This window comes from Undibacterium sp. FW305-107, assembly GCF_058788535.1.
Genome location: NZ_JBYTAV010000012.1, coordinates 31,001 through 56,658, shown reverse-complemented (window position 1 = coordinate 56,658; position 25,658 = coordinate 31,001). Strand labels below are relative to the sequence as shown.

Here is a 25,658-nt window from a genome sequence, read left to right as displayed (position 1 = left end):
CTGGAACATAAGGAACATAAAATGAGCCTTCCCGATATCATCAAACTGATCCCCCGCAACGCTGCCGCCCTGCGCCGCGCGCAAACTGCCAGCAGCGCCATTACACCGGTTGCCGGCAATCCTGTCTCAACCCGGCTTGAGTCAGGTGTAGGCAATTGTTATCCCGGCCTGGAAGCTGATTTGCGCAATCTGGAAAGACGTTTTTTTCCTTTCCTTGAAGTCGACATCGCCGATAATGAAGTCCGCATAGTCGCTGTCGATAGCACCGGTGTCACTGCCGCCAGTACCGCCACGCCAGGCGTGGCAAATCCCCCCATGAGTGCAGCAGTGGCAAAAAAATACCGCGACCTGGCCCAGGACATCAGCCAGAACCGGCGCTGCCTGATCACCAGGATCAACGCCAATTTTGGTCCCTTTGGTAATCAGGACCTGAGCATTACCCAATTAAATCCGCCTGGCACTACCAATGTCAGCACTTCGCCGCCGGATGCCTGGACAGCGATACGCCTGCTGCCAGAAAATACTGTCATCGCCCTGACGATACAGCGCGGCACCAGCAGCATTACGCTGGAAGGCAGGCGCTCAGCTTACCTGAGCGGCAGTGGCAGCCTGGCTGCCATGTTTGAACCGGGCGAACTCACACAATCCCTGTGCAGCCCCTGGACCCATGACTTCCGTGATTGTGGCTGCTTTTACTGGGCCAGCAATCATCCCGACATTGCCCAGCCACCAACGCCAGATGCCAGTGAGCCCGGTGTGCCCTGGCTGGCAGCAGTACCTTGGGAAAGACTGGACAGAAACATAGGCAGTACGCCACCGTCACCCGCCAACAGCAATGATCCGGTAGAAATGGGCCATTACGCCATCAACCACCAATGGCAAACCCTGAACTTCGTGCTGGAAGGCCGTGAAACCATACGCCCCTACAGACCCGGCAAGTTCACCGCGCTCCCACTGGCATCCAGGGAAGAATTGCAACTATACCTGCGCTATGCAGCCGGTCTGGAACTGGCCGCCATTCAGGAATACCTGTCAGCTGCCTATTCGTTGTTGAGTCCGGCCACCCTGGCCGCTGGCAATCTGCGCAATAATGTCACGGTCAGCTTTGCAGAACTCATGCGCATTGCCTATGGAGAAATGCGGCACCTGCGGGTGGTCAATAATGTGCTGCTATCCCTTAACGGCCCCGCCTATACCCCGGCTTTGCAAGTGGCCAGCACGATACCGGATGCCGCAGGCAATCAGCGCCCTGTACGTGCCAGGATACTGGACCCGCAATCCCTGAGGGATTTCCTGGCACTGGAACAAGCCAACAGAGGTGCCGACGACTTATATGCACGCATCTACGCTACCCTGCGCCAGCCAGGCTTTGGTAGCGATGCAGACTGCCAGAGCATACGCTACATCATGGCCGAAGGTCAGGACCACTTCGAAACCTTTGAGAATATGCAGGTATGGCTGCAGGGCTTCCAGCCCGGCCAGTATCTGCACCAGAATTTGGTACAGGCACCTGCCACCAATAGCGTTTACAAAGCACTGCAAACAGCTTACCGCAACCTGCTCCAAAAACTGTATGCCGGTTATCAGGCGGGCATGCCCCAGGGCGCGATTGATATCAATTCAGCCCGTGGCGACATGGTTGCTGCCAACGGTTTTGGCAGCGCTGCCAGGGCCGTGATCAACGCCGGTTTCCTGCTGTCTTTCGATACCATCAGCGATGCCCGCTTTGCCCCCATTGCCCCACCGCCTGGCTTATGAAGCATTACCGTGTTGCCGTGCTTGGCAATGGCCCGGTTGGTTTACTGGCTGCCTTGCATGCAGCCAGGCAAGGGCGCGGACCAGTATTACTACTGGCGGCGGACCCGCCTGCCAATGCTGATGCGGAAGGAAGCGGCTATCGCATTGAGGCTGTCCCCGTCAGCCTGCTGGCATTACTGCTGGAATACGGCATCCACCCCCACCTGATCGGAGCCGGGCAGACACATGATCTCAGGCAGATACAATGGGACAGCAAGACCTGCCTGTCTTTGCTCACGCCCAAGACAGTTCACATCCACCGTCCTGCGCTGGAACAGGCCCTGTGGGAAAAAGTTTTGCAGGAACCGCGTATCCACCTGCAACTTGGCGAACAAAGCCTGCAACTGCATGATGCCGGTGCCTGTAGCACCAATGCTGCTGGTGCTGATAGTGACAATGGCGACGACTGGCATGCCGACCTGCTGATTGATGCCAGTGGCCGCGCCGCCAGAACTGCCAGCAGCGTAGACAAATCGCAGCAACCCTGGGTGGCCCGGCTGTTCACGTTAGCCAGCAACACACGACAGCCAGGACGCTTCCACGCTCATTTTCAGCCCGATTTTCAGCCGCACTTTAAATTGGCAGCGCTGCCCCAGGGCTATGTCTACAGCCTGGCGACACCTCAGGTACAGAATGTCGTTTTTGTCGGACGCGGCAAGGCCGTCAAAGGCAGTACCGAAGAATTACAGCAACTCTTGCAAAGCACCGGGACTGGCTGGGTACTGCAAGGCTTGCCTGAGCTGGGGGAGTTTAATGGCAGCATGGCCCATCCGGTTTCCCTGCAATGGGCTACATCTGAGCGCAGCGTGCTGATCGGCGATGCGGCGCTGGCGCGTGACATCCTTTCTTCGCAAGGCTTGTCCTGCGGCCTGTCAGAAGCATTATGCGTAGCTGACCTGGGCACGCCACCAGCCAGGGCAAGTTTCCAGGAAAGGCAAAAACAACAACGGCAACTGCATGCCACCGCCCTGTTGAACCAGATCAGGAACTGTCTGTATGGCATGGAGCGCGCATGGCAAGACTATGCGCAATTTATTCTGACAGCACGCACATAAACCGCCAAGACTGTCAGTTTCAACACTGTTTAAATCGCCGGGGATCAACTAGTATCAGGGCATGGAAATCAATATCTATTACAAGGAGAAACCGTGTACCTCATCGCCAACATACTGACCGGCGTCGTCGCCGCCCTGCATATCTACTTCCTGATACTGGAAATGTTTTTATGGGATAAGCCCATGGGTTTGCGCACCTTCCGCAATACGCCAGAGAAGGCAGAAACCACCAAGGTGCTGGCAGCCAATCAGGGTTTATACAATGGCTTCCTGGCAGCAGGTCTGATCTGGGGCTTGCTGATGGGCGGGCACGAAGGTTTTCATGTGAAGATTTTCTTCCTGACTTGCGTCATCGTGGCCGGTGCCTACGGTGCCTATTCAGTCAGCCGCCGTATCCTCTACATACAAGCGGCGCCAGCTTTGCTGGCTTTAGTATTGCTGCATTTCTAAATCAATTTTCCGGCACATCGACGATCTCTTCTGAATCGTGGAAGCGTGAATAATGGATGTGCTGGACATTATCTGCATCAAGACCGTTTTCAAATACATCCACATAGCGATGGTTCCAGTGTATCTGGCTGCAAGGGTAATAGTGGCGCGCCCTTTGCGGCTGGTTGGTGGTGTCATCCACCCCCTCTATACTCAGTATCAGCGAAGCCCTGCACGCGTGCAGGGCTTCTGCATCCATGCCAAACAGCGGGCTGTTTTCATCAATGACGTGAATGACGGTCCAGCCCAGGATGAAGATGGGATGCTGTTCACGCTCCAGCTTCATGTCAGTGATCTTGCGAAAACTGCCCATATTGGCCGTGCTTTCATCTCGCATCAGGCGTAGCTTGGCGGTTGCCTCGCTGATGATATTCATGCGCGCATTGGCCAGGCGTATCAGCAAGACCCGCTTGCCATCCATCATGTGACTGACCGGATGATTGGCAAAAATAATACTGGAACGTGGGCGCGAAAAGCGTGCAAACATGACACCGGTGATCAGCGCCACGCTGGCCATACCGATAAAAATCTCCAAAGTGGCAATGCTGTGCCCGTACACGGTTTGCGGATGCATGTCACCATAACCCACCGTCGCCAGCGTTTCCACGCTAAAGAAGAACGCCCCGAGAAAACCATTCGGATGCAAATTGCCTATGGGGTTATCACCCAACATGAACAGCGAGGCAAAGCACATGTTCAAGACCAGGAACACCACACCAACGCCAGCAAAAAACACCGGCCAGCTGGACGTCATCGCGTAGTAGTAAATGTCTTGCCAGAACTGCGTGCGCAAACCATAGGCAACGACAGAACGGCCACCCATGCTGATGCGTCGGCCATGTGGTTTATCTTGGGTCATTGGGGGGCTTTCTGTTCAAAATTCCCACCCCCTTCAAGGGGATGGCGCCGGGGTTTCGCAAAGCATGCTTTGCGAAACCCCACAAATCTCCCCTTGAAGGGGAAGGGGCTTAAAAACAACGTCACTGATACGGATTCCCCAGCCCCATCCCCGCCAGTATCTCTATCTCCAGCGCCTCCATCTCTTCAGCCTCATCATCCTCTTCATGATCATAGCCCTGGGCATGCAAGACGCCGTGGACGATCAAATGCTGGGCATGCTCGAGCACGGTTTTCTTTTGCTCGGCAGCTTCCTTCTCCAGCACATCGGTACACAGGATAATATCGGCCTGGGTCACCTCTGCATCTTCATCCTCGGTATAGGCAAAGGTCAACACATTGGTGGCGTAGTCCTTGCCGCGGTAATCATGGTTGAGCACCTTGCCTTCTTCGGCATCGACAAAGCGCAAAGTGATTTCTGCCGGGAAGAACAGCGCCGCCTGCACGGTCTTGCGTATCAGCGGGCGGGTCAGTACATCTTGCAGACGCTTGTCGGCGTATTGCACTGACAGTGTCAGCTTGTGTTTAACTTCGTTTTTACTTTTTGCGACCATGATGGGCAGAGCTTAAAGGGGTTGCGGGTTTCAGCAAGCCGATGGCGGCGCTGTTGGCGGTGGCGCTGGCATTGGCACTTTCATAGGCATCGACAATACGGGCGACCAGCGGATGGCGTACCACATCGACGCTGCCAAAATGGGTAAAGCCTATGCCGCGCACACCATCGAGTACCTGACAGGCATCGATGAGGCCACTCTTCACATTACGCTGCAAATCAACCTGGGTAGGGTCGCCGGTAATTACGGCCTTGCTGCCAAAGCCTATGCGAGTGAGGAACATCTTCATCTGTTCCGGTGTCGTGTTTTGCGCTTCATCGAGGATGACGAAAGCATGGTTCAAGGTGCGGCCACGCATATAGGCCAGCGGGGCAATCTCGATGACCTGTTTTTCAAACATTTTTTGCGTACGGTCAAAGCCCAGCAAGTCATATAGCGCGTCATACAGCGGGCGCAGATATGGGTCGACCTTTTGCGCCAGATCACCCGGCAAGAAGCCCAGGCGCTCGCCCGCTTCCACCGCTGGGCGAGTCAGTACGATGCGCTTGACGGCATCACGCTCCAGTGCATCCACGGCACACGCTACCGCCAGATAGGTTTTACCTGTACCAGCCGGGCCTATGCCAAAGCTGATGTCATGGTCTAGTATGGTCTTGATGTAATGGTTCTGGTGCGGCGTACGCCCGCGCAAATCGCTGCGGCGGGTTTTCAGTACCGGGCTTTCTATGTCGGCATCTTCTGGCAAGGGGGCATCTACCGCCACGGCATCTGCCGGAATAATATCTTCTTTCTCAGCCTTGCCTTTTTTCAGGCTCTTGCTGGCACGCTGCTCTACCAATGCCAGTTGCACTTCATCGATGGTGATGATTTTTTTCGCCAGGCCATAGAAATGCTCAAGTATCTCTATCGCTTTTTCGGCATTGTGGCCGCTGACGATAAATTTTTCACCACGACGGAAGATCGTCACATCCAGTGCCGATGATATCTGCCGCAAGTTCTCATCCAGTGGCCCGCACAGATGTGCCAGACGGGTATTGTCCAGGGGTTGAGGGATGAAGTGCGCTACCGGCACGGGTGTTTTTGCCATTATGCTGTCACAGCCTCTTCGACGAGTTCGCCGCGTAAGGAATAATTATAGGATTCGGTAATGCGGGTATTCACCAGCGTACCGATCAGATCTTTGGAACCCGCGAAATTGACAACGCGGTTATTCTCGGTGCGGCCCTGTAATTCATTCGGGTCCTTGACCGACGGTCCCTCTATCAGAATGCGCTGCACAGTGCCTATCATGGCATTACTGTATTTTTTGGTATTGGCATCAATCACAGACTGCAAATGCTGCAGGCGGCGCAATTTGAGTTCTGCCGGTGTATCGTCAGCCAGGTTCGCCGCTGGCGTGCCTGGGCGCGGGCTGAAGATAAAGCTGAAGCTGTTATCAAAGCCGATGTCATTGATGAGCTTCATCAACGCATCAAAATCTTCATCCGTCTCACCTGGGAAGCCGACGATAAAATCGGATGACACCGCAATATCAGGCCGTACCTGCCGCAAACGACGCAGGACGGACTTGTATTCGATGGCCGTATAACCACGCTTCATCGCTGACAAAATACGGTCAGAACCATGCTGGGCAGGCAGGTACAAATGATTGACCAGCTTGGGCACCTTGGCATAACAGTCTATCAGCCGCTGGGTAAATTCTTTGGGGTGGCTGGTGACAAAGCGTATGCGTTCTATCTGCGGGAACTCAGCTATGTATTCGATGAGTAAAGCAAAGTCGGCAATCTCGCCATCTTCCATAACGCCACGATAGGCATTCACGTTTTGCCCCAGCAGGGAGATTTCCTTGACGCCCTGCTCGGCCAGACCGGCTACTTCTGCCAGCACATCATCAAACGGGCGCGAGACTTCTTCACCACGGGTATAAGGTACGACGCAATAACTGCAATACTTGCTGCAACCTTCCATGATGGACACATAAGCACTCGCACCTTCGACACGGGCTGGTGGCATGTGGTCAAACTTCTCGATTTCAGGAAAACTGATATCGACTTGCGAGCGGCCAGAAGTACGGCGCGCATCTATCATCTGTGGAAGGCGATGCAGGGTTTGCGGGCCAAATACCATGTCCACATAAGGCGCACGCTTGACGATGGCATCACCTTCTTGCGATGCCACGCAACCGCCGACACCGATCAGCAGATCAGGTTTTTTGCGTTTGAGTTCACGCAGGCGACCAAGGTCGGAAAATACCTTTTCGGATGCTTTTTCGCGCACGCTGCAGGTGTTGAGCAAGATCACATCTGCATCTTCTGGTGTATCGGTTTTTACCATGCCGTCATTGGCATTGAGGATGTCTGCCATCTTGTCCGAGTCGTACTCGTTCATCTGGCAACCGAAGGTTTTGATAAATACTTTTTTTTGCATAGTTTTCTACTCAGCTTACTTACTCTACTTAGCTTACTTACTTTAGGGATTACAGCACTGCGCCAGGCACGGCTGTTATCCCTGGGCAGATCTCAAAAATTTTTGTTCTGGAAAATCTGCGGCACCCATTCCTTGGCGACCGGCAGTACCCTTTTACGTTCAAGTTCGGTCAATACCCAGATTTTTGAGACATCGCCAAAATTATCTTCAAGATAATTAATAATGATGTAGTTGCCCGTAATTTGCGTGGGCGAGATGAACAGGTTCTGGTCATCATAGATACGCAAACCCGGCGCCGTATTTTTGGCTTTGCCATCAATCAGGACATTGGGATATTGCGACATATTCAAGACACCGCGCCTGGTATTTTCCGGAAAATTACGTTCATCCGGTATTTGTGCAAAACCTTGCAAACTCGTCATCGTCAGCACGGCTAACACAGACATCATCATGGCACGGCGTAAAATCAGCAGCATGGGCATACCTCAGCACCTCTTAGTGGGAAATTTAGTTCAAGCAAATCAATTACTTAGCTTAAAACCTGGGGAAACCGGCAAGCCTGCAAGTTTAACACAATCAGGGCTGCACTTCCTATTGCAGGATAGCAGGCGGCCAAGCCACAACAAGCCAAAATGCCTGAAAATCTGTGATAATGGTAAAAAAAGAACCATGGAACCTCATGCACACCCGCTCACCCCGCTCTGAAAAGCGTGAATTTGATACCCGCCATTTCCGGGATGCCCTGTCGCAATTTGCCACTGGCGTCACTGTCATCACTACCCGCCTGGCGGATGGGCAGTTTTTGGGCTTGACGGCATCGTCCTTCAATTCTGTCTCGCTCGACCCACCATTGATACTCTGGAGCCTGGGCACCGCCGCCAACAGCCTGCCCGTCTTTAGTGGCAATTCTCACTATGTGGTGAATATACTATCCAGCGAACAAGCCTGGCTGGCCGAGCAATTTGCCAGCCGCAAGACTGACCGCTTTGCTGGTGTTGACTACACACTCTCGCGCACTGGCCACCCCATACTGACAGGCGCATCGGCCTGGTTTGAATGCCACAACCGCAGCCGCTATCCTGAGGGTGACCATGTCATCTTCGTTGGCGAAGTTGAGCATTGCGAATTCACCAAACAGGCACCGCTGGTGTTTCACTCTGGCCAGTTCCTGCGCCCTACCAAAGAATAAGCTTGCCCATGACTACACTTTTGCCTGTCGATCTGATCGGCTACATCGCCGCTTGCCTGACGACTGCCGCGTTCGTACCACAAGCCTGGCTGACCTGGCGCCGCAAACGGGCCGAAGGCGTGTCCCTGGGCATGTATATCATCCTGGTCGTCGGCATCATGCTGTGGCTGGTGTATGGCCTCATGCTCAGCGCCCTGCCCATCATCATCGCCAATCTGATCACCCTGATGCTGGCCCTTTTTATTCTGGTGATGAAGCTGGTGTACAAGTAAATACAAGTAAATACAAGTAAATCTTCTACGTCGCAAGCCCATTTACGCAGGTAGGCAGCATGTCTGAAAACAATAAGCCAAACAGCATCTCAAGCAACCCGCAAAATACGGCTGCGGATAATCCACATTTTGAACTGCGCATGATAAGCGCACTGATTGTGGGTGTGGTGTATGGCCTGCTGTTACGCGTCAGCTTTGAAAACAAGTCCCTGCACGCATGGCTGCAAATCGTGTCTACCGCCTTCCTGATTGTTGCCCCTTTCAGCATAGGGGCTATCGCGGTGTTGCTGGCGGCTGGCAAGTCCCGTATTACCGTTGGCAGACAAATCATGGTGTCCTGTCTGTCGATGGTGATGTTCCTGATAGCCATGTTTGTTTGCATGCTGGAAGGCATGATCTGCCTGGTGCTGGTCGCCCCCGTCTTCCTGGTCGCCGCCATCATTGGCGGCCTGATCGCAGGCTGGATACACAATCGCTTTCATACATCCCCGTTTACCTTGTCTTCATTTGTCCTGTTGCCGCTCTTGCTGGGCCCGATTGAAGCCAACCTGCCACCGGCACAAAGCGAGCAAAGGGTCAGCTCTGTCATACAGATACAAGCCAGTCCTGAAGAAGTATTCGAGCAACTCGCCTCAGTGCAGGACATCAAAGCTGATGAACTCGGCTTTTCATTCGTGCACCTGATCGGCCTGCCCAAGCCGCTGGCTGCCAATATGGATGGCAAGGGTGTGGGCGCAGTCCGAACCTCGCGCTGGGAAAAGAATGTCAGCTTTGAAGAAGTCATCACCACCTGGCAAAAACCCTATGCCATGCATTACCGCTTTCATATTCCAGCTGGCGGCATCCCCAAAGATGCACTCGACAGGCATGTGGAAATGGGCGGCGAATATTTCGATGTACTCGATGGCGGCTATGACCTGAAGGCAAAAGATGGCGGTACTGAACTGCGTCTGAGCACCCGCTTCATCAACAAGTCACAACTCAAGACCTACGGCGACCTGTGGGGAAAAATGGTATTGAATGACTTTCATCAATCCATACTGGGGCTCATGAAGAAACGTGCGGAACAGGCGCATAAGTAGACGCATATCCAGGCTCATAACAAACCTCAAAAACAGCAAAACGTGCAACTTGCTTTTGACGTGTTTGTGAATACGAAAGATATGCGCTAGATACAGAACAGATACAAAATAGACCGTAAAAACCTGACAGCATGGTTATCAGGCAAGTCTTGCCAGTTGCAAGCAGAACTTGTACCGGCCACCAGTGCTAATGCTTGCGTGAATTCTTAGCCGCTGGTTGAACCACGGTTTCTACACCACGCTGACCGTGCATGTCGGTATCAACTTTACCCTCTTGCAAGTCATCTAATGCCTGTTTCATGATCTTGCGAGGTTTGCTATTGTCATCTGTCGTTTGATCACGTTCATGAGGTAACAAAGCTTCATTGTTTTTGACAGCGGCACTTTTGGCCTGCTTGCCAGTCTTGCTGTCCAGGTTGACGTGTTTAGAGTTCACGGCCAGTTACTCCCTGCTCTGCCGCTTGCTGTTCAACGGAGGCTGAAGCAGGCGAACCTGCGGTTGCTCCAACGACTGGACTTGCCGATGGCAAACTGGCAGGAATTAAATTGGGCGGCACGCGCGGATCAAAATCTGTCCAGTCACCTTTGCTGATCGTACCTTCGCCCAGCTCAATCTGGTCTGCTCCCAGATTTTTCAACACGGCAATGACATGCGGTTCACTCTCAGGCTTGCTGACACTGACAGCCACCATCATGCCGGATCGCCGCACGGCGGCAGCATTTTCAGCATCGTCTCCTGTCGTCTCGCCCTTATCCTTCATCTGCGACAAACTGCCTATCAGCGCCCCCACATGTGCACCAACCAGCGCACCCAATGCAGTACTCACCGGGCCAGTCACAGGCGCACCGATCAAGCCTACGGCAGCACCAACCGCACCACCCGCAGCAGCACCATTAACAGCACCACTGCCAGCCTTGGTAGCACCCGGTGAATCATCGCGGTCCCCCCCGACAGGATACATATCATGCTGCCCCGGAGGATTAAGATAAAAAGAGCTGATTTGTCCCGGAGCAAAGCCCAGCACCATCAGTTGATAGATAGCCTGCTGCACCTGTTCTTGCTGCTGCAGTCGCCCGGCAATAATATGCGTCATGATAATCTCCGTCGTGGTTGCAAAACCCTGCATTGACGCAAGTCAATGAGAATGCTTGCAAACAAGATAGTCCTATGCCGGAGAATCATCTGTGCGCTGGCGTACGGAATAATTGATGAAGTGTTGCAGCCTTGCAGGCCACCCGCTTTACACTTCGCGGGTGGCCCTCAGTTTTACTGCCTGCAACTTAATGCTTGCACCTTATTGCTTGCATTTATCCCACCAGCAACCTATGGTCTCGCGGTAAGGTTTGTAAGCCATCCACTTGGGGCTGCTTGCCCCGTCGGCGAAAGCGGCTTCGCGCAGTCCCCATGAACCGAATCCGCTATATGAGCTCACGTTGTTGAAGTGCACGAAAACCTGGCCCGGGCCAATGCCTTCTACCTTTACCCATTCCGCCATCAGCGCGTTGTAGACATCCCCCATGCGCTTGTCACGATTGGCGCTGATGAACAGGCTGGTAGCATCTGGATAAGGACTGCCAGCCACCACACGCAGATGCTGGCCGCCCTCATAGGCGAACAGCGGCTTTTTGTAGGGCCCGTTGGCCATGTTGGTTTTGTACTGACGGATCAGGTCACCAGCATGGGCAACAGAGCCTTTGAGAGCGTAGGAAACCTGCAATGGAGTATCAACATCCTGCCCAGCCGCGTTCTTGCCAAGCAACTCCTCAAAGACCTTATCGACGCCTGCACTTCCAGTACCCCAACTGGCCACCTTGTCTACGTTCCCAGGTTTCCCGTTTTCTCCAGGTTCCCCGAGATAGCCACCCACATAAGCGCCGACAGCCACTGCATCAATCGGGCCAGCACAGTCTTTGGCGATTTTGCCTGTCTCGACAGCCAGGGCGCAGGCGAGTGTTATCTTTGCTTGATCTGGCCAGCCAAACTGGGTATTGAGCACACATTGCACACGCGAGGCCTGGTCGCCAAATTCCTGTTTGACGATCTGGCAGACCTCGTTGGTGCGCAGGGAATAATAGTTGATAGCCCTGTCATACTCAGACGCGTCTGGCTTTCCGTCCCGGTGGAATCTGGTCAGCCCCTGCTCCGCCATCCACTTATAGTTCAAGACGAAGGGCCAGGCCGTGTTCCAGGGTTCATTGCCATACTCGACGATGAATTTGGCAGCAGGATTCAGGCTGGTTCGCGCCAGCTGCGCCATACGTTGCACATAGTCATTGTCGGCACGGTAGGGAATATTCATCCATGCATCAGCCGAAAGCGTGTTGGCCAGATTGATGGCGACTCCCACAGGTACGCCACCGCTGCCAGACCAGGTCGCATCGCTCTTGGCCGGACGCTGTGACCAGCTGGACAAAGTGGAGTCATTGATCCTGAACCAGTCCATGAAGCGCAGAGCCCGCACGCCGTTAAGATCAGCCAGGAAGTTGGGAGACCAGATCTGCGTCCTGGACAATTCCACCAGTGAAGTATAACCGCCTGCGGGGCATGTATCCGGGCCGGCTACCCACTGCAGGGGATTGCTGGTACAGATGCCGCCAGGCATGATCACGCGGATGTTGCGCAAGTAATTGTCCGGGTTGATACGGGAGATACGCATCCCGAAGTTATCCCCGTTCCTGGGATTGCGCGTCAGAATCATATGGCCTGGCTCGACTGTTTTCTGCGTAAGCTCACCAAAAAAAGAGAGGTCTCCATCACCCTCGTAGAAAACGTGGTAATCCCCGGCTGGCATGGACTTGATTGATGTGCTGTCATTAAACACCGTTGATACAGCACGGTACTTCGGGTAAGTCGTGGCCCCCTTAACTTTGGGCGGCAATGGCAGGCTCTTTACCCAGCCATTTGCATCCAGGTCCAGTTGGCTCTCTTCGTGTGTGTCCCAGATCCAGTCGGGATCCAGGACAGAGGTGACCCAGGGCTGCATGCGTTTGACCACATCGATGGTCGGTGCGTCCGTGCTATACGAAGCGAACTCTGTCAGGTTCATGCCCGCGCCGCCAGCATGGCGGGCGCGAATGAGGTTGGAGCCCAGCGCCAGGGGTCCGACGCCGTCATCGTCCTTCCCGGTTTTGTTAAGCGGGGGCGCTGCGGCAATTCCGGATTGGCCGCTCGCACCATCCACCGCGGCGGATGTATTGCTGCTGCCGCCACACCCCTGCAAGAGCGCGATGATCAGTGTTCCCACTATGGCTTGATAGCTTTTCATTTTTAATGTCGATCTGGATTTACTTGTCATTTTTTGATATCCATTCGGATTTAATTTTCATTGATGATGTCGAAGTTTTTTTTGTTTGTGAGCGGGTATAAATCAATGGGTATGAGCCAACGTTTCGAACGTTGGCTGGCGATCTCCTTTTTGTCATGTCTGGTCTGCTTTGGGTTGATTGATCTGCATGGCCTGTGCATGCATCGACCACGATCGGGCGCTGCGTTTCCCGATGAATTCGACATAAGCTGCGCAAGCCAGCTTCGGCTGGACAAGCATTGAACATGCTTGCCATAATTTCAATGGTAGAAGTGACAATGGGAGGGTGTTGTAATGATTTGTAGCAGAGAATTGCAAGCGGGCTGGGCCTGTAAGTAAATGCAACACCCTGGCGACTGCACAGTTCAGGCAGGCAGGGGCAGTATGGTGCTATGCATGTACCCCAAAATAATCGGATGACAATCGAAATATCCTGTCGGATACGATTGTGTTTTGCACACGTTCAATTACACTCTTTACATTTCGTCTGAACGAAAAAAACACTTGAAGACATTACGTGCATCAACAATATTCTTTCCATTGCTGCGTTTTTGCAAAACTCATTGGTTGCCATATTTGTTCAGCGTCTGTCACATATAGAAGGAAAATGTATGCAGGTTTTAATGGTCCATATAATGCGAATTCCATGCAGGCGTTCCCATGTGTTATGGATCATCAGTATCTGGTCTGTACATTTCCCAGAGTAAGGACATTTAAGCGTATCGCTAATGGCCATCGGGCAATATAGCGTCGACGACAAGTCTTTTTTTTCACAGGATCGTGATTAAATAAATTTAAAGAACTGTATGCCGATGGAGAAGCGTAAATGATTCATCCTGAAGGAGTGCTGCTAACTCGCCAAACGCACTTTTAGATTTTTCAGCAGAATCAATGAGATAACTGCCGAGTAAAGTGCTTTCATCAGGAAGCTTGTTTAACGACAAAAAATCACCATGAAAGTCCTCAATAGTCACATTCATGCATGCGCTATACGCATCAATGGTATCGACGAGTTCTGCTTCAAACTCTGATAGAGTTATTTTTCCCTCTTGCACACCCAGATACAAAAATCCAAGAAAAAGTGAGACATAGCGCTCGTCAAAGACGACATGGTTTTCGCTCATTTTCTCCAGTAAAATATCCTGCGCATCATCGACACTTTCGCATACAGATAGTTCAGTAAGCCATCGCTCAGGCGTCAATTCAAGCCCATTCAATGCATCTCCAAGATTCCTTACATCTGCAGCACGAATATATTTTGATTCAATCAGAGAAAAAAATAACTGTAGAAAATTCTGATTTTTACAGCTATCCATAAAATCAAACCTTAACCCGGCTCGCCAACTCCTTCACCGACGCCTGCCATTCATCAAATAAGGCCGAATCCTGCCAAAGTTCCTTGAGTTCAGAATCATCCGCCAGGATTCTCTCTATCACTTTGTGTGCTTTTTCTGCCAGCTCTTTCGTCGGCACCAGCTTCATTTTTTTGACCCATTTATCGACGCTTTCGCTATATGCGTTGCGCATGCCCCAGTTGCCCTGCAACCTGGCGATCACCTCGATAGCGGCAATCGCTTCGGTGGCATCGGATGAGTCAATATAACCATTTCCCTCATTCAACACCTTGTCGAGTGTGTCTTCAACCAGCGAGAGATCTTTACTGTCTTCAAGATCATAAGCCCAATCGCAAGCAGTATCATTTCCAAAAGAATCAGCAGCCCAGGCACCCATACGATATCCTTTACGTTGAAATAAGTAGCAGAAGACAGATTCGCCTTCCGATCAGAAAAATCACTTTGCAGATGGCAGCTAAAATTCTTAAAGCTCATCCGCCCGCCGCACATATACCCCTATCACTCCGAGCACACCCAAAAACACACATAGCAAATGCAGATACATCAGAGAAATAATTTCATACAAGACGTTCTCATTACTGAAGGGATGCAAAGGCTTTATGTCAACATGCATGATGCTGTCGAACACCACATGCGACAAAGCACCCAGCAATGCGCCAAGGCTCACCTGCAACAGCGTCAGCTGCTGCCAGCGATAAAAATTGGGTAAATAAAAGCGCCCGGCACACCAGCGTACCAGCAGGAATAGCAAGATCGTAAAACCCGCCATCAAAGGCGCGCCAAGATAGGTATGAAAGAAGGCATGCACAGGAAAGCGTGCATTCATCAGGTTATAGAATGACTCCACATCAATGAACACATTCACAGCCGCGAATGACAAAAAACTGAAGCGGGCAGGTGCTGCAGCTTTGAGGGCAGCACCAAGGCCGAAATGAAATGGAGTAACTGGCATGAAAAGCGGTCGCCCCTGAAAAATTGATCGTCAGCAGCCAGCATACGACGCCTGTAAATCGTGGTCAAGATCGCAATGAAAATTTACTCATCTCACTGGCATCTTGTCGAACTTCGGTAACGCGGGATTGATGTGATCCCATGCATGGGCGCGCGCACCATACGTCACCATTTGCGGTTGGTATCTGCCAGGGTCATCAAGGCTGGCCGCACGTATGGTGAAAAATTCTGGCATTGCTGCAAATGTCATGTACACCGGTGACCCGCAGGCTGGGCAAAAGGCACGGGTCTTGATATTGCCGCTATCGCCGCGCATGTCCCAGTGTGTGGCTGCACCCTGAACTTGCACGCCTGAATGCAAAAATGTCAGGTGTGAACCATGCCCGGTGCCGCTTTCTTGCTGGCAATCGCGGCATTGACAGTCGTTGGACACTACCGGTTCGCCTGTAATTTCATAACGGATTGCACCACAGGCACAACCTCCTGTATAGGCAGTACTCATGACAACTCCTTATTTTAATAGTCGATACCGCGTCCAGTTTCCAGCAATGATTTGAGACTGGACAACACCAGCGGCCAGCCAAAGCTGATGCCCCGAAGTACCTCAGGGCTAAGTTCTTCATGCGTCACCGTCAGACGCACCAGTTCGCCAGATTTGGGATCACCCTCATCAATATCGATGGCCAGCTTTGAATGTTTGGCCGGGTCTGCCGCATTGGCTGGACCAACCCAGGTCATTGCCAGGCGCTTGCCGGGTATGCATTCCAGAACGGTACCCACATGTTCTACCGTGCCTTTGCCATCATCGGCAATATGCTGCCAGCTCGAACCTGGTGTCCAGTCAGAGACAATTTCGCTTTTCCAGAATTGCCGTGTCAGCGCGCCATCCATCAGGGCTTGCCAGACTTTCTCAGTCGTCGTGGCGATATAGGTCACATAGACAAACTTCTCTTGGTTCATGATCACTTCCTTTCCAGTTTGGTTTTGAGGTCGTGCATGGCCTCAAGATGTTGTCGTTCAAATTTGCGTATCCAGCGCTCATAAATTTCATGGATAGGTACAGGATTGAAGTAATGCAGTTTCTCCCGGCCCTGCCGTTCTACAGAAATCAGATTGGCATCTTCCAGCAAACCGAGATGCTGGGTCACCGACTGCCGCGCCATGTCCAGCTCATTGCAAAGCTCACCCAGCGTCTGCCCATTTTTGGCATGCAAACTGTCAAGCAATTTGCGACGACTGGGGTCGGCCAGTGCCTTGAAGACTTTGTCTATTTCTGTCATTGATGTATCGCATTTGAGATTTTTTAAAGGTAAAACAAAATGCAGGTAATTAACTGCATGAATTCATTATAGGCAGGTATTTACCTGCATGTCAAGCCAGGTATTGGGGAAATTACTTGCGTGTTGGAGGAAGTCTTTAGCGAAAAACATCCAGCACCAAGGCTGGTTCAAGGATCATGAAAATCGCAATGCCGAAAGAAATGAGACCACAAAGTATCGCAGGGATACCTGTCAGGTACCCGATAGGTTCCTGCCCTTCCACACCATAAGGGATACGCCGCACGAACAAGCAATGGCAGGCAAATACCAGCATCGACAAGCCCATCACATGCACACCAGCATTTTTTCCCACCAAGAAAAACACGGCTAAGGTCAGGACAAATCCTCCCTGCTCAAGTACACGCCGGATAGTGGAAGTCTGTGGTGTTTTTATTCAATTTTTTAATGGATATTGTCCTAGTCCACATTATGAGTCTGTGGGCATCTGTCAAATCAATTCTTACAAGATGTGATCAGTTCACACGACTCGACCAAAGTACATGGCAACATCTTTGCTGTTTCACCGATGCGTTACAATCTATCAAAAAAATGGCGCTCCCAAGACTAAAGGCAGCAGATACTTTTATCTTGAGCACCTCAGTAACACACAGAAAGATTGCTACATGAATGAAACAGCCAAAAGCTTTTTGGATGCCTATGCCAGCGGTGGTGAAATAGAAGGTGGCTGGAAATTTGCCAAAGCCTTGCAGCAAACCCAGCTCGACTATTCGGACAAGGGTTTACACCGACTGGACCAATTGTTTGCAGCCATGCGGGAACGTGTAAAGCCGTCCCGCGAGGAGATGCAAGGGTCTGTACAAGGTCGCAATTTTTGCGCCCTGATTGCCTATCATGTAATTGAAATCGTACGTCGCCGTAGTGGTGCGCATATTGATTGGCATGACAGGGCATCCGCCATTCAGGCACTACCAGTTGGTGTGCAATTGCCCAACGAAGCGTTCGCGCGACTGATTGCCCTCGCGCCCGATCAGGGTGTCGCATTCATGCCGCTGGATTGGATAGAGGCAGAGATATTCAGTGACAGTCAGCAGTCCAAGGCTGCAGATTATGTCACCAGCCTCATACAGCAGCTTGAGCGTAACGGCCCCGTCGTGTGGTGGACAGGTATGCAAGCCCTGGGGCGAACTGCCTCGTGGCAAATGATGATGGCGGCTGACGGTGGTGCTGTGCTGCCCTTGATGCTGCGATCAACCGAGCCTATGTCCTGGCGCGCACTCATGTCCGGCCTGCCGGGTGAAAACCCTGAAGAAGCGCTGCAGTATGGTGTTGACTGCCTGGAGAAAAACCCGCACGACACAAGCTGGCAAGTGCTTGCTTACGATGGTTTCGCCGATCTTGAAGATGGTCGTTTCGATGCTGTGATCGTCATTCTTTATACTTACGGCAAATCACCATTGCGACTGAAACTGGCATTTCCCTATCGTCCCGCACAGGCTGGTCGCGCGTTTCAAATCCTCAACCCTACGTTGCGTGGCACCAATGTGGAAGACGAACAAGTCCTGATGTTGGGTAATGCCATGCAACGTGGCATACAGAGTGTCAAGTGGGCGTTCGGAACAACATGGGATCAACTGCGAAAAGCATAGATTCAGGAACATGGACTCACATCTTTCTAAAACTCCTCTGCCAATAGCAAGGATCACCAAGCATCGAATTTGTCTGAATCTGCCAGGTACTGATCAGAAATTTAATTACAATTGATTTGTGCCAGCAAATGCTATTAGCGCCTCCAGGGCTGCCAACGCTACCAGCACTACAAATACTGGCTCTCATCCGGGCTTTGTTACGTCTTTTAATTGTGAGTCCGCAGCTATTATCCCCCCGTTGTTTTGCCACATCACCGACTCCTTGACTAATCTTAATGATAGCGGTACCATTATTTGGTAGCGGTACCATATTAAAAAACAGAAGCCAGTGAGCGGCCATGTTTCTACGCATCAAGCACCAGCTATCAGGTCGTCCACCTTCAACAGGACACAATAAAAAATATATTTTCTGGAGACAACAATGCAACAACTCACCACAAGGCGAACACGGCTCAGTGTCGCTGTAGCTCGCGCCTGCTTGTTTACGGGCATAGTCGGCGTGGCTGCCACACCAGTCATGGCGCAACAAGCCGAGCCAGCCCCACCCAAGAAAGAAGCCAAAGAAGACAGCAGGGAAGAAACTCAGGAAGTAAAGGTCATGGCCACGCGCTACTCCACTTCACTGCTGAAGACGCCGCTGGCAGTATCAGCCTTCACGCAAGATGCGCTGGATTCAAAAGGCATCACCAACCTGCAGCAGTTATCGAATGAAATGCCGAATGTGCAGTTCAATGACAACAATAACTCCAGCGCGGTGCAGGTAACGATACGCGGTATCAGCTCGGACAACTTCACCGAGATAGGCGACACCTCGGTAGGCCTGCATGTCGCGGGACTGTTTTCACCCAGACCACAGGGTGCGCAGGCGCTGATGTTTGATGTTGAACAGGTAGAGATATTGCGCGGCCCGCAAGGCACTTTGTTTGGCCGCAATTCTACCGGTGGCAGTATCAATATCATCCCCAACAAACCAGAATTCAATGCTTACTATGGCAAGACTGCGCTGGAACTGGGCAGTGGCAATTTGCGCAACCTCAGCATGGTACAAAACCTGGGCATCAGTGACCGCTTTGCCCTGCGCGCCGCCTTTTCCAAACTCACACGCGACAGCTTCCTCACGCAATTACAAGACTTCACCGGCTACAAGAAAAACGGCTTTGATGGTACACCCCTGGTAGATCAGCGCTACAACACCAAAGTAGATCCAGCCCATGCCTATAACAACCGTGACCAGTGGGCAGGCCGCCTGATGGCGCGCTGGCAGGTGCACAAGGATGTGGAGATACAGCAAACCCTGGAACGCTACCAGAATTCAAATGCAGGCTTCACCAGCCAGCGCGATTGCGCCCAGGCCGCTGGCACCCGTTATGCATGCAAGCTGCCGGAGGACACCATCCTCATCAACGTGCCAGGCATGACCGACATGACGATCGATACCTATCGCACCAACGTCAACTGGAAAGTCAGTGACAATACGACGCTCGATTATGGTTATGTCCGCTCCACTCAGCGACGCCAGAATCTGCATGATGACGATGGTGGTTTGCACCCCGTTGATGTGGCCACCGGAGCGCCCATCATCACCTACCAGCTCCCCGTCACCAAGACTTCAGGCGACCCTGGCATTTACCCAGTGATCGATAATATGTCGTATATCCAGGCCTCAAAATTTGTCTCTGACGTACATGAGCTGCAACTCAAGCAGCAGTTTGGTAATGTGAAGTATGTAGGCGGTCTGTTCTGGATGCATGAAACCAATAGTATAGGTGCAGGTTATCAGCGCAATACCAACGGCCCCTACGCTGCGCCTGCCGCGGTTTTTTATCAGCAAGACAAACGCGAAATAGATTCCAAGGCACTGTTCGGCCAGGCAGACTGGACCTTTAAACCCACATGGACGGCAACCCTGGGCATGCGTTACACCAGAGACGTCAAGAGCGATACCGGTGGCAAGACTTATGGCGATTACTCGACCGCAGCATCGAACCAGAACTTCTTTTACCTCGGCCAATATAACCCAGGTATCGCAGGCGTCACGCCTGGCTGGCGTCCGCATAATGGCTATGACCTGACCCCGGCAATGGGCATCTTGAATGGCCCCGGTTCACTGTCTGCCTGGGGTGCTGCCGCCAATAATGATCATAAAGAGAGCTGGAGCAAGATGACTTACCGCCTTGGCCTGTTGAAGCAGATTGATCCTAATAACATGGTCTACAGCGCATTCTCAACCGGCTATAAATCTGGCGGCTTCCGCGACAAGACTGACTTGTGCGGCGGGCGCATTTGTACTGACGGCCCCAGCCCGAATTACTCCTTCCTGCCCTATGGCCCGGAAAACGTCAGCAATCTGGAACTGGGCTACAAAGGCAATCTGCTCGATAACAAACTCAAGTTTTCATCGACCCTGTTTTACCAGCGCTACACCGACATGCAATACACCGGCAATAATTACTACGCCAATGTCGCCCTGCCTGTGGGTGGTTGCCCAGCGACCAATATCAGTTGCAATATCATTACCGGCCAACGCACCATCAATATAGGCCGCGTCAACATCAAGGGGCTGGAGCTGGAATGGGATTACCGCCCATGGAAAGGCGCACGCTGGAATGGTTTTGCCAGCTACATCGATGCGACCATCCACGACTTTGACAACTGGAATGATCAATACGCTTGCGCTGCACGCCTGGAATTCAATTCCACCAGCAAATGCCCGGACACTTACCGCGGACCAGTCGCACGCTGGGTAGGCATACGCCCCGTCAACCTCGAAGGCAAGACCCTGCCACGCACACCGCGCCTGAGTTTTGGGTCTACTTTTTCACATGACTTCATGCTGGCGAATGGCTACAAAGTCACACCAAGACTGAGCGTGAAATGGCAAGACAAAATCTATTTTGACATGCTGAATTTTGAAGACCCGCACGTGGGCACTTTCCAGAAAGCCTATGCCAAAGCAGACCTCGCCTTGCGCATTGCCTTACCAGGTGACGACATCGCGCTGGAAGCTTATGTCCGTAATTTGACGGACACACGCGCCAAGACTGGCGGCTTCCAGGCCACGACAGGTGTCATGGCAGCCTCTTACATAGATCCACGGGTTTTTGGCATGCGTGTCACTCTCAATTACTGATCGGTTACACGTCATGCAATATGCCGGGCGCTTACACTCAGGCCCGGCATAGTTTTCAAGCTATTGCGGCTTGACAGTCTCTTTCTTCACCGGCTCTGGCACACGCATCATCATGCGGTTGGAGGGTGAATCGGTACCCATCAGCATGTTCCAGTTTTTGTCGGCGTCCTGCCCTGCCTTGTTCAGCAGCGGGATGGACAACAATACATCGCCAGATTTTTTTGGTGCTTCTGCTTCTTCCTTAGCTGGCTTTGCGGATTTGGCCGGCTCTGCAGTTTCACCAGGCTTGGCAGGCGTTGCGGGTTTGACTGGCGCAGCCGGGCCCGGGCCATCCCAGACCTTGTTGGTCAGGTCTTTGTCATACTGCGTCGCATGCTTGTCCAGACGTGTCAGCAATTTATTGTATTCAGCCGGGTTGGTATTCCAGGCCTTGTAAATATCGCCCACATCATCAGAACCGGCGACCTTCTTTTTATCCAGGTAAACCGCAATACCGTAGGACACATTGGATGCCGTATTAAACCTGTCGTACTTTTCAGCCACCTCATAGCCGCCTATACGCTTGGTGCCGCTCAGCCTTTCTGCGGCATCTTTGGCCGTGCTGTCAGTAATGGCAAACACGCCAGAGGCCGAAGACTTGCGCGAAGTCGTCGCGGCGTCAGGGTTGAAGCCAGACTCCACCTCGGCCAGCGCCAGCAGGTTGGCAGTGTCCTTTTGCGACAGATTGGCCTTGCCTGCCTGCAGCACGATTTCTTTCTGCACTTCAAACTTCACGTGATCATTGGCATCACCCCAGGTGCGGCTATCACCCTGTGAGTCTGCCGTCAATGGATCGCCGTTATGACTATAGTTCTTGGTTTTATGATGTTTTGCGCCTGCCATGTTATTTCCCCTCGCGCTGTATGCGCTTTACTGATACTTTTTCAATTTCAGTGAAACGTCCATTGTCATCCAGCACAAAACCATGCTTTTGAAGAAAATTGCCAGGCAAGGCCTTGGGCTTGAAATTCGTCGCCCCAAATTTTTCACGGGTAGAACCGAGGAAAACACCGGCCTCAGAAAAATAATCATCCCACTCGCAAGACTTGCAGTTACCGAGGTTGGTTGAACTCAGTACGATCTTGTTACGTCCCTTGTCCCCTTTACCCTTGACGCAGGCCAGTTGCGTAATCAGTGAACGGTCTTTCAGATAATCTTCGTAGAGATAAAGTTTTTCAGAAAACTTGTCTGTACCGGCCTGCCGCAGCTTCACTTTTTGCAGGAAGCATGCGCCGTCAAGACGTTCATTAGGTTCGCAATAGGTTTCGACACTGACATCGAGCTCATCGCAATGGAGGCTGGCTTCAGTGATATAGGTTGCGGACTTGGCCGCTACTTGCGCATTGGCAATAGCTGGCAACAAGGCTGCCCCAAGGACAAGACTGCTCAACAAACGAAAACTGCCGGGAAAGTAGTTATTCATAGGCATCCACTTCTTGAAGTATGAGGCAAGGGGAAAAGCATCAACAATACATATTCTACAACAAAATATATTTTACTTTGGTTTTTATATAAAATTAGAATTGGCAGCAAAAATAGCTTTACCCACGCTACGAAAATTAGCTCGTGCAGTGCTATTCAATGGCCGGCAATCTTGATCACCAAGCACCAGCCCCCCAACCGTCATGCCAGACTCGATCTGGCATCCAGTGTCGTTAAGCCGTGATGCACGTTTGCGCACGGCTGACAAAAATATCCGCATACCCCAACCTACCCCGCACAAACCTCCCACAAACACTGCCGCAACCAGCGGTGCCCAGGATCAGCATCCATACGCGGGTGCCATAGCATGGACACCGTAATTTCAAGCGTAGGAAACGGCAGCTCAAAACTATGCATGCCCGCCCGCAAATTGCCCGTGTGCCTTTCAGGCACAGTAGCAATCAAATCAGATGCCCGTGCCAGTGCCAACGCCGCAGAAAATCCACCCACGGTAGTCAGCACATCGCGCTCCAGCCCATAGGGTTTCAGCGCATCAGCCATTGGCCCCTTGCTCTGCGTGCGGCGTGCCACCAGCACATGCTTGCCGGATGCGTACGCGACTGGCGTCATGACAAGCTCGCTCAATGGATGCCCCATGCGCATCACGCCTATGAAACGGTCACGGAACAAGGCGCGGGTGCGTACCTCTGGGCTGACGGCGTCACCAACCACACCAGTTTCCAGATCGACGGTACCATCACGCAAGAGTGTGCTGTCCTTGTTCAGCTTGGGCATGAAAGTCAGGCGCACACCCGGAGCTTCTGCACTGATACGCGCAATCAGCGCAGGCCCAAAGTTCTCGACGAAGCCATCGCTGGTGCGCAGGATAAAAGTCTGCGTCAATTGCGCAAGATTGAGCTCAGCAACCGGCCGCAATGCCGCCTGTGCATCTTGCACCAGTTGGCTAACCATCCCCCGTAATTCCAGCGCCCTGGGTGTAGGCACCAGGCCACGCCCTGCCCTGACCAGCAAAGGGTCACCGGTGGTCTCACGCAAGCGCGCCAACGCCCTGCTCATGGCAGATGGACTCAGCCGCAACCTGGCAGCGGCACGCGCCACGCTGCCTTCGGCAAGCACAGCATCGAGAGTAATCAGCAGGTTCAGGTCAGGAATAGACATGCATTTATTTTAACGCGCTTTGAAGTGACATGGCGCCATACGCATGAATAAAGTGCAAATCGTGCGTCTTCCGCCATATATTGTAAAAGCCTATGATCAGGCATCGCTACTTAAGTCAGTCAAAAAATGAAAGCCACATCCATCCCAGAAGCGCTTGCAACGTCCACCAGCACCCAAGCATCACGCCAGGTGCGCTGGATACTCGCCAGCCTGTCCTTATCAATGCTCCTGTCTTCACTAGGCACCAGCATCGCCAATGTGGGATTACCAACCCTGACACATGTATTCAATGCCTCATTCCAGCAAGTACAATGGGTAATCGTTGCCTACCTGCTCGCCATCACCACCCTCATCGTCAGCGTAGGCCGCCTGGGTGATATGATGGACCGCAAACGCCTGTTGCTGGCAGGCATAGCCCTGTTCACGATAGCGTCAGCCTTGTGCGGTGCAGCCCCCACGCTGAATATGCTGATCGCCGCCCGTGCCGTGCAAGGTTTGGGGGCCGCCATCATGATGGCGCTGACCATGGCCTTTGTGAGTGAGGTCGTCAGCAAAGAAAAAACCGGCAGCGCCATGGGTTTGCTGGGCACCATGTCTGCCGTTGGCACTGCACTGGGCCCATCACTGGGCGGCATACTCATCGCTGGCATCAACTGGCGCGCCATCTTCCTGATCAATGTCCCGCTGGGCATCCTCAGTTTCATACTCGCGCAACGTCATCTGCCGCAAGACCAGCAAGCCAGCAACAAAGCCAATAACAAAGCCAGCGCGCGCTTTGATCACACCGGCACACTCCTGCTGGCCCTGACCCTGGCCGCCTACGCCCTCGCCATGACGCTGGGTCGCGGACATTTTGGCGCACTCAACCTGGCATTGCTGCTGACCGCCATCCTTGGCGCGGCGTTGTTCATACTGGTAGAAACAAAAGTCGCGTCACCCCTGATACACCCCGCCCTATTCCGCGACATCACCCTCAGCACAAGCCTGGCCATGAACACCCTGGTCGCCACCGTCATGATGGCCACGCTGGTGGTCAGCCCCTTCTACCTGTCGCGCTCACTGGCACTCAACGACGCCATGGTCGGCCTGCTCATGTCCGTAGGCCCCGTCATCTCCGCCTGCAGCGGCGTCATCGCAGGCCGCATCGTTGACCGCATGGGCGCACAGGCCACCGTCACCGCCGGGCTCGTCGCCATGCTCACAGGCGCATTCGCCCTGGCCCTGCTGCCCGCTATGCTAGGAATCTCCGGCTACATCATCGCCATCGCCATCCTTACACCTGGCTACCAACTCTTCCAGGCCGCCAACAACACCGCCGTCATGCAAGACATTGCCCCCAGCCAGCGCGGCCTCACCTCCGGCCTGCTCAACCTCTCACGCAACCTGGGCCTGATCACTGGCGCAAGCTTGATGGGTGCCGTGTTTGCCTGGGCATCAACAAGCAGCGATATCAGGACAGCTTCGCCGGGGGCGATTGCGACAGGCATGCAGATGACGTTTATCGTGGCAGGAGTGATGCTCCTGGCTGCATTAGGGATGGCGGGAATAGCACGTCTGACCACACATATGCGGGTGAGATCGAAATGAAA

The 25,658-nt window shown here is 52.7% G+C and carries 27 protein-coding genes; 9 read left to right on the top strand and 18 right to left on the bottom strand.

Features of this window, described 5'->3' with window-relative positions; genetic code table 11:
- Positions 1 to 21: 21 nt before the first annotated feature.
- From AC3WQT_RS24090 to AC3WQT_RS24080, 3 genes are all read left to right on the top strand, one after another.
- Entirely contained in the window at positions 22 to 1,758 is a 1,737-nt protein-coding gene (locus AC3WQT_RS24090) for a ferritin-like domain-containing protein (RefSeq protein ID WP_492707804.1), read from the top strand.
- The gene (locus AC3WQT_RS24085; protein WP_492707803.1) at positions 1,755 to 2,852 is read left to right on the top strand and encodes an FAD-dependent oxidoreductase; all 1,098 of its coding nucleotides are present in this window, start codon (positions 1,755 to 1,757) and stop codon (positions 2,850 to 2,852) included. The genes AC3WQT_RS24090 and AC3WQT_RS24085 overlap by 4 nt, the downstream gene beginning before the upstream one ends.
- A gap of 93 nt (positions 2,853 to 2,945) precedes the next feature.
- Positions 2,946 to 3,302 carry a DUF1304 domain-containing protein gene (locus AC3WQT_RS24080; protein WP_492707801.1) on the top strand — a complete coding sequence of 119 codons (357 nt, stop codon included), beginning with the start codon at positions 2,946 to 2,948 and terminating at the stop codon, positions 3,300 to 3,302.
- 1 nt (position 3,303) lies between these two features.
- Here the strand turns inward: AC3WQT_RS24080 and AC3WQT_RS24075 are convergent, their stop codons facing one another.
- The 5 genes from AC3WQT_RS24075 to AC3WQT_RS24055 form a co-directional block, all read right to left on the bottom strand.
- Positions 3,304 to 4,200 carry an ion channel gene (locus AC3WQT_RS24075; RefSeq protein ID WP_492707799.1) on the bottom strand — a complete coding sequence of 299 codons (897 nt, stop codon included), beginning with the start codon at positions 4,198 to 4,200 and terminating at the stop codon, positions 3,304 to 3,306.
- 121 nt (positions 4,201 to 4,321) lie between these two features.
- A complete protein-coding gene (gene ybeY / locus AC3WQT_RS24070) occupies positions 4,322 to 4,792 on the bottom strand; it encodes an rRNA maturation RNase YbeY (protein WP_492707798.1) in 471 nt (156 codons plus the stop codon).
- Entirely contained in the window at positions 4,776 to 5,882 is a 1,107-nt protein-coding gene (locus AC3WQT_RS24065; protein ID WP_492708003.1) for a PhoH family protein, read from the bottom strand. The genes ybeY and AC3WQT_RS24065 overlap by 17 nt, the downstream gene beginning before the upstream one ends.
- Positions 5,879 to 7,219 (bottom strand): tRNA (N6-isopentenyl adenosine(37)-C2)-methylthiotransferase MiaB, encoded by a 1,341-nt coding sequence (miaB, locus tag AC3WQT_RS24060; protein ID WP_492707797.1) that lies wholly within the window; start codon positions 7,217 to 7,219, stop codon positions 5,879 to 5,881. Before miaB ends, AC3WQT_RS24065 begins: the two co-directional genes overlap by 4 nt.
- A 92-nt stretch (positions 7,220 to 7,311) precedes the next feature.
- Positions 7,312 to 7,695 (bottom strand): hypothetical protein, encoded by a 384-nt coding sequence (locus AC3WQT_RS24055; protein WP_492707795.1) that lies wholly within the window; start codon positions 7,693 to 7,695, stop codon positions 7,312 to 7,314.
- A gap of 203 nt (positions 7,696 to 7,898) precedes the next feature.
- Between AC3WQT_RS24055 and AC3WQT_RS24050 the strand changes: the two genes are divergently transcribed.
- Genes AC3WQT_RS24050 through AC3WQT_RS24040 form a run of 3 tightly spaced genes read left to right on the top strand, consistent with a single transcriptional unit; the run spans position 7,899 to position 9,762 of the window.
- Positions 7,899 to 8,408, top strand: a complete 510-nt coding sequence (locus AC3WQT_RS24050) for a flavin reductase family protein (RefSeq protein ID WP_492707794.1) — start codon at positions 7,899 to 7,901, stop codon at positions 8,406 to 8,408.
- Positions 8,409 to 8,416: 8 nt separating this feature from the next.
- A complete protein-coding gene (locus AC3WQT_RS24045) occupies positions 8,417 to 8,680 on the top strand; it encodes a SemiSWEET transporter (protein WP_492707793.1) in 264 nt (87 codons plus the stop codon).
- Positions 8,681 to 8,739: 59 nt separating this feature from the next.
- Entirely contained in the window at positions 8,740 to 9,762 is a 1,023-nt protein-coding gene (locus AC3WQT_RS24040; protein WP_492707791.1) for an SRPBCC family protein, read from the top strand.
- Positions 9,763 to 9,949: 187 nt separating this feature from the next.
- Here the strand turns inward: AC3WQT_RS24040 and AC3WQT_RS24035 are convergent, their stop codons facing one another.
- The 10 genes from AC3WQT_RS24035 to AC3WQT_RS23990 form a co-directional block, all read right to left on the bottom strand.
- A complete protein-coding gene (locus AC3WQT_RS24035) occupies positions 9,950 to 10,198 on the bottom strand; it encodes a hypothetical protein (protein WP_492707790.1) in 249 nt (82 codons plus the stop codon).
- Positions 10,188 to 10,856, bottom strand: coding sequence for a hypothetical protein (locus AC3WQT_RS24030; RefSeq protein WP_492707789.1), 669 nt, complete (start codon positions 10,854 to 10,856; stop codon positions 10,188 to 10,190). Before AC3WQT_RS24030 ends, AC3WQT_RS24035 begins: the two co-directional genes overlap by 11 nt.
- 201 nt (positions 10,857 to 11,057) lie before the next feature.
- On the bottom strand, positions 11,058 to 13,028 hold the full coding sequence (locus tag AC3WQT_RS24025; protein WP_492707788.1) for a hypothetical protein: 1,971 nt from the start codon (positions 13,026 to 13,028) through the stop codon (positions 11,058 to 11,060).
- An 833-nt stretch (positions 13,029 to 13,861) separates the two neighbouring features.
- Positions 13,862 to 14,383 (bottom strand): hypothetical protein, encoded by a 522-nt coding sequence (locus tag AC3WQT_RS24020; protein ID WP_492707786.1) that lies wholly within the window; start codon positions 14,381 to 14,383, stop codon positions 13,862 to 13,864.
- 4 nt (positions 14,384 to 14,387) lie between these two features.
- Positions 14,388 to 14,798: a DUF4259 domain-containing protein gene (locus AC3WQT_RS24015; RefSeq protein WP_492707785.1), complete on the bottom strand. Its 411-nt coding sequence runs from the start codon at positions 14,796 to 14,798 to the stop codon at positions 14,388 to 14,390.
- Between the two features lie 87 nt (positions 14,799 to 14,885).
- Complete coding sequence (locus AC3WQT_RS24010; RefSeq protein ID WP_492707784.1) at positions 14,886 to 15,374, bottom strand: hypothetical protein; 489 nt, start codon at positions 15,372 to 15,374, stop codon at positions 14,886 to 14,888.
- An 87-nt stretch (positions 15,375 to 15,461) separates the two neighbouring features.
- A complete protein-coding gene (locus AC3WQT_RS24005) occupies positions 15,462 to 15,875 on the bottom strand; it encodes a GFA family protein (RefSeq protein ID WP_492707783.1) in 414 nt (137 codons plus the stop codon).
- Positions 15,876 to 15,889: 14 nt separating this feature from the next.
- Positions 15,890 to 16,333, bottom strand: coding sequence for an SRPBCC domain-containing protein (locus tag AC3WQT_RS24000; RefSeq protein ID WP_492707781.1), 444 nt, complete (start codon positions 16,331 to 16,333; stop codon positions 15,890 to 15,892).
- Positions 16,334 to 16,335: 2 nt separating this feature from the next.
- A complete protein-coding gene (locus AC3WQT_RS23995; protein ID WP_492707780.1) occupies positions 16,336 to 16,653 on the bottom strand; it encodes an ArsR/SmtB family transcription factor in 318 nt (105 codons plus the stop codon).
- A gap of 136 nt (positions 16,654 to 16,789) precedes the next feature.
- Positions 16,790 to 17,008, bottom strand: a complete 219-nt coding sequence (locus AC3WQT_RS23990) for a hypothetical protein (protein ID WP_492707779.1) — start codon at positions 17,006 to 17,008, stop codon at positions 16,790 to 16,792.
- A gap of 307 nt (positions 17,009 to 17,315) precedes the next feature.
- Between AC3WQT_RS23990 and AC3WQT_RS23985 the strand changes: the two genes are divergently transcribed.
- Positions 17,316 to 18,299 (top strand): hypothetical protein, encoded by a 984-nt coding sequence (locus AC3WQT_RS23985; protein ID WP_492707777.1) that lies wholly within the window; start codon positions 17,316 to 17,318, stop codon positions 18,297 to 18,299.
- A 421-nt stretch (positions 18,300 to 18,720) separates the two neighbouring features.
- Positions 18,721 to 21,429, top strand: coding sequence for a TonB-dependent receptor (locus tag AC3WQT_RS23980; RefSeq protein ID WP_492707776.1), 2,709 nt, complete (start codon positions 18,721 to 18,723; stop codon positions 21,427 to 21,429).
- A gap of 60 nt (positions 21,430 to 21,489) precedes the next feature.
- Here AC3WQT_RS23980 and AC3WQT_RS23975 read toward each other — a convergent pair whose 3' ends face one another.
- From AC3WQT_RS23975 to AC3WQT_RS23965, 3 genes are all read right to left on the bottom strand, one after another.
- Positions 21,490 to 22,311, bottom strand: coding sequence for a transglycosylase SLT domain-containing protein (locus AC3WQT_RS23975; protein ID WP_492707775.1), 822 nt, complete (start codon positions 22,309 to 22,311; stop codon positions 21,490 to 21,492).
- 1 nt (position 22,312) lies between these two features.
- Complete coding sequence (locus AC3WQT_RS23970; RefSeq protein ID WP_492707773.1) at positions 22,313 to 22,891, bottom strand: hypothetical protein; 579 nt, start codon at positions 22,889 to 22,891, stop codon at positions 22,313 to 22,315.
- Between the two features lie 287 nt (positions 22,892 to 23,178).
- Entirely contained in the window at positions 23,179 to 24,069 is an 891-nt protein-coding gene (locus AC3WQT_RS23965; protein ID WP_492707772.1) for a LysR family transcriptional regulator, read from the bottom strand.
- A gap of 126 nt (positions 24,070 to 24,195) precedes the next feature.
- Between AC3WQT_RS23965 and AC3WQT_RS23960 the strand changes: the two genes are divergently transcribed.
- Positions 24,196 to 25,656, top strand: coding sequence for an MFS transporter (locus AC3WQT_RS23960; protein ID WP_492707770.1), 1,461 nt, complete (start codon positions 24,196 to 24,198; stop codon positions 25,654 to 25,656).
- Positions 25,657 to 25,658 lie beyond the last annotated feature (2 nt).

Excerpts from the sequence above, each read along its gene's own strand:
- AC3WQT_RS24090 (WP_492707804.1), top strand. The coding sequence starts at position 22 with ATGAGCCTTCCCGATATCATCAAACTGATCCCCCGCAACGCTGCCGCC.
- AC3WQT_RS24085 (WP_492707803.1), top strand. The coding sequence starts at position 1,755 with ATGAAGCATTACCGTGTTGCCGTGCTTGGCAATGGCCCGGTTGGTTTA.
- AC3WQT_RS24075 (WP_492707799.1), bottom strand. The coding sequence starts at position 4,200 with ATGACCCAAGATAAACCACATGGCCGACGCATCAGCATGGGTGGCCGT.
- ybeY (WP_492707798.1), bottom strand. The coding sequence starts at position 4,792 with ATGGTCGCAAAAAGTAAAAACGAAGTTAAACACAAGCTGACACTGTCA.
- miaB (WP_492707797.1), bottom strand. The coding sequence starts at position 7,219 with ATGCAAAAAAAAGTATTTATCAAAACCTTCGGTTGCCAGATGAACGAG.
- AC3WQT_RS24055 (WP_492707795.1), bottom strand. The coding sequence starts at position 7,695 with ATGCTGCTGATTTTACGCCGTGCCATGATGATGTCTGTGTTAGCCGTG.
- AC3WQT_RS24050 (WP_492707794.1), top strand. The coding sequence starts at position 7,899 with ATGCACACCCGCTCACCCCGCTCTGAAAAGCGTGAATTTGATACCCGC.
- AC3WQT_RS24045 (WP_492707793.1), top strand. The coding sequence starts at position 8,417 with ATGACTACACTTTTGCCTGTCGATCTGATCGGCTACATCGCCGCTTGC.
- AC3WQT_RS24040 (WP_492707791.1), top strand. The coding sequence starts at position 8,740 with ATGTCTGAAAACAATAAGCCAAACAGCATCTCAAGCAACCCGCAAAAT.
- AC3WQT_RS24030 (WP_492707789.1), bottom strand. The coding sequence starts at position 10,856 with ATGACGCATATTATTGCCGGGCGACTGCAGCAGCAAGAACAGGTGCAG.
- AC3WQT_RS24025 (WP_492707788.1), bottom strand. The coding sequence starts at position 13,028 with ATGAAAAGCTATCAAGCCATAGTGGGAACACTGATCATCGCGCTCTTG.
- AC3WQT_RS24020 (WP_492707786.1), bottom strand. The coding sequence starts at position 14,383 with ATGGATAGCTGTAAAAATCAGAATTTTCTACAGTTATTTTTTTCTCTG.
- AC3WQT_RS24015 (WP_492707785.1), bottom strand. The coding sequence starts at position 14,798 with ATGGGTGCCTGGGCTGCTGATTCTTTTGGAAATGATACTGCTTGCGAT.
- AC3WQT_RS24010 (WP_492707784.1), bottom strand. The coding sequence starts at position 15,374 with ATGCCAGTTACTCCATTTCATTTCGGCCTTGGTGCTGCCCTCAAAGCT.
- AC3WQT_RS24005 (WP_492707783.1), bottom strand. The coding sequence starts at position 15,875 with ATGAGTACTGCCTATACAGGAGGTTGTGCCTGTGGTGCAATCCGTTAT.
- AC3WQT_RS24000 (WP_492707781.1), bottom strand. The coding sequence starts at position 16,333 with ATGAACCAAGAGAAGTTTGTCTATGTGACCTATATCGCCACGACGACT.
- AC3WQT_RS23995 (WP_492707780.1), bottom strand. The coding sequence starts at position 16,653 with ATGACAGAAATAGACAAAGTCTTCAAGGCACTGGCCGACCCCAGTCGT.
- AC3WQT_RS23985 (WP_492707777.1), top strand. The coding sequence starts at position 17,316 with ATGAATGAAACAGCCAAAAGCTTTTTGGATGCCTATGCCAGCGGTGGT.
- AC3WQT_RS23980 (WP_492707776.1), top strand. The coding sequence starts at position 18,721 with ATGCAACAACTCACCACAAGGCGAACACGGCTCAGTGTCGCTGTAGCT.
- AC3WQT_RS23975 (WP_492707775.1), bottom strand. The coding sequence starts at position 22,311 with ATGGCAGGCGCAAAACATCATAAAACCAAGAACTATAGTCATAACGGC.
- AC3WQT_RS23970 (WP_492707773.1), bottom strand. The coding sequence starts at position 22,891 with ATGAATAACTACTTTCCCGGCAGTTTTCGTTTGTTGAGCAGTCTTGTC.
- AC3WQT_RS23965 (WP_492707772.1), bottom strand. The coding sequence starts at position 24,069 with ATGTCTATTCCTGACCTGAACCTGCTGATTACTCTCGATGCTGTGCTT.
- AC3WQT_RS23960 (WP_492707770.1), top strand. The coding sequence starts at position 24,196 with ATGAAAGCCACATCCATCCCAGAAGCGCTTGCAACGTCCACCAGCACC.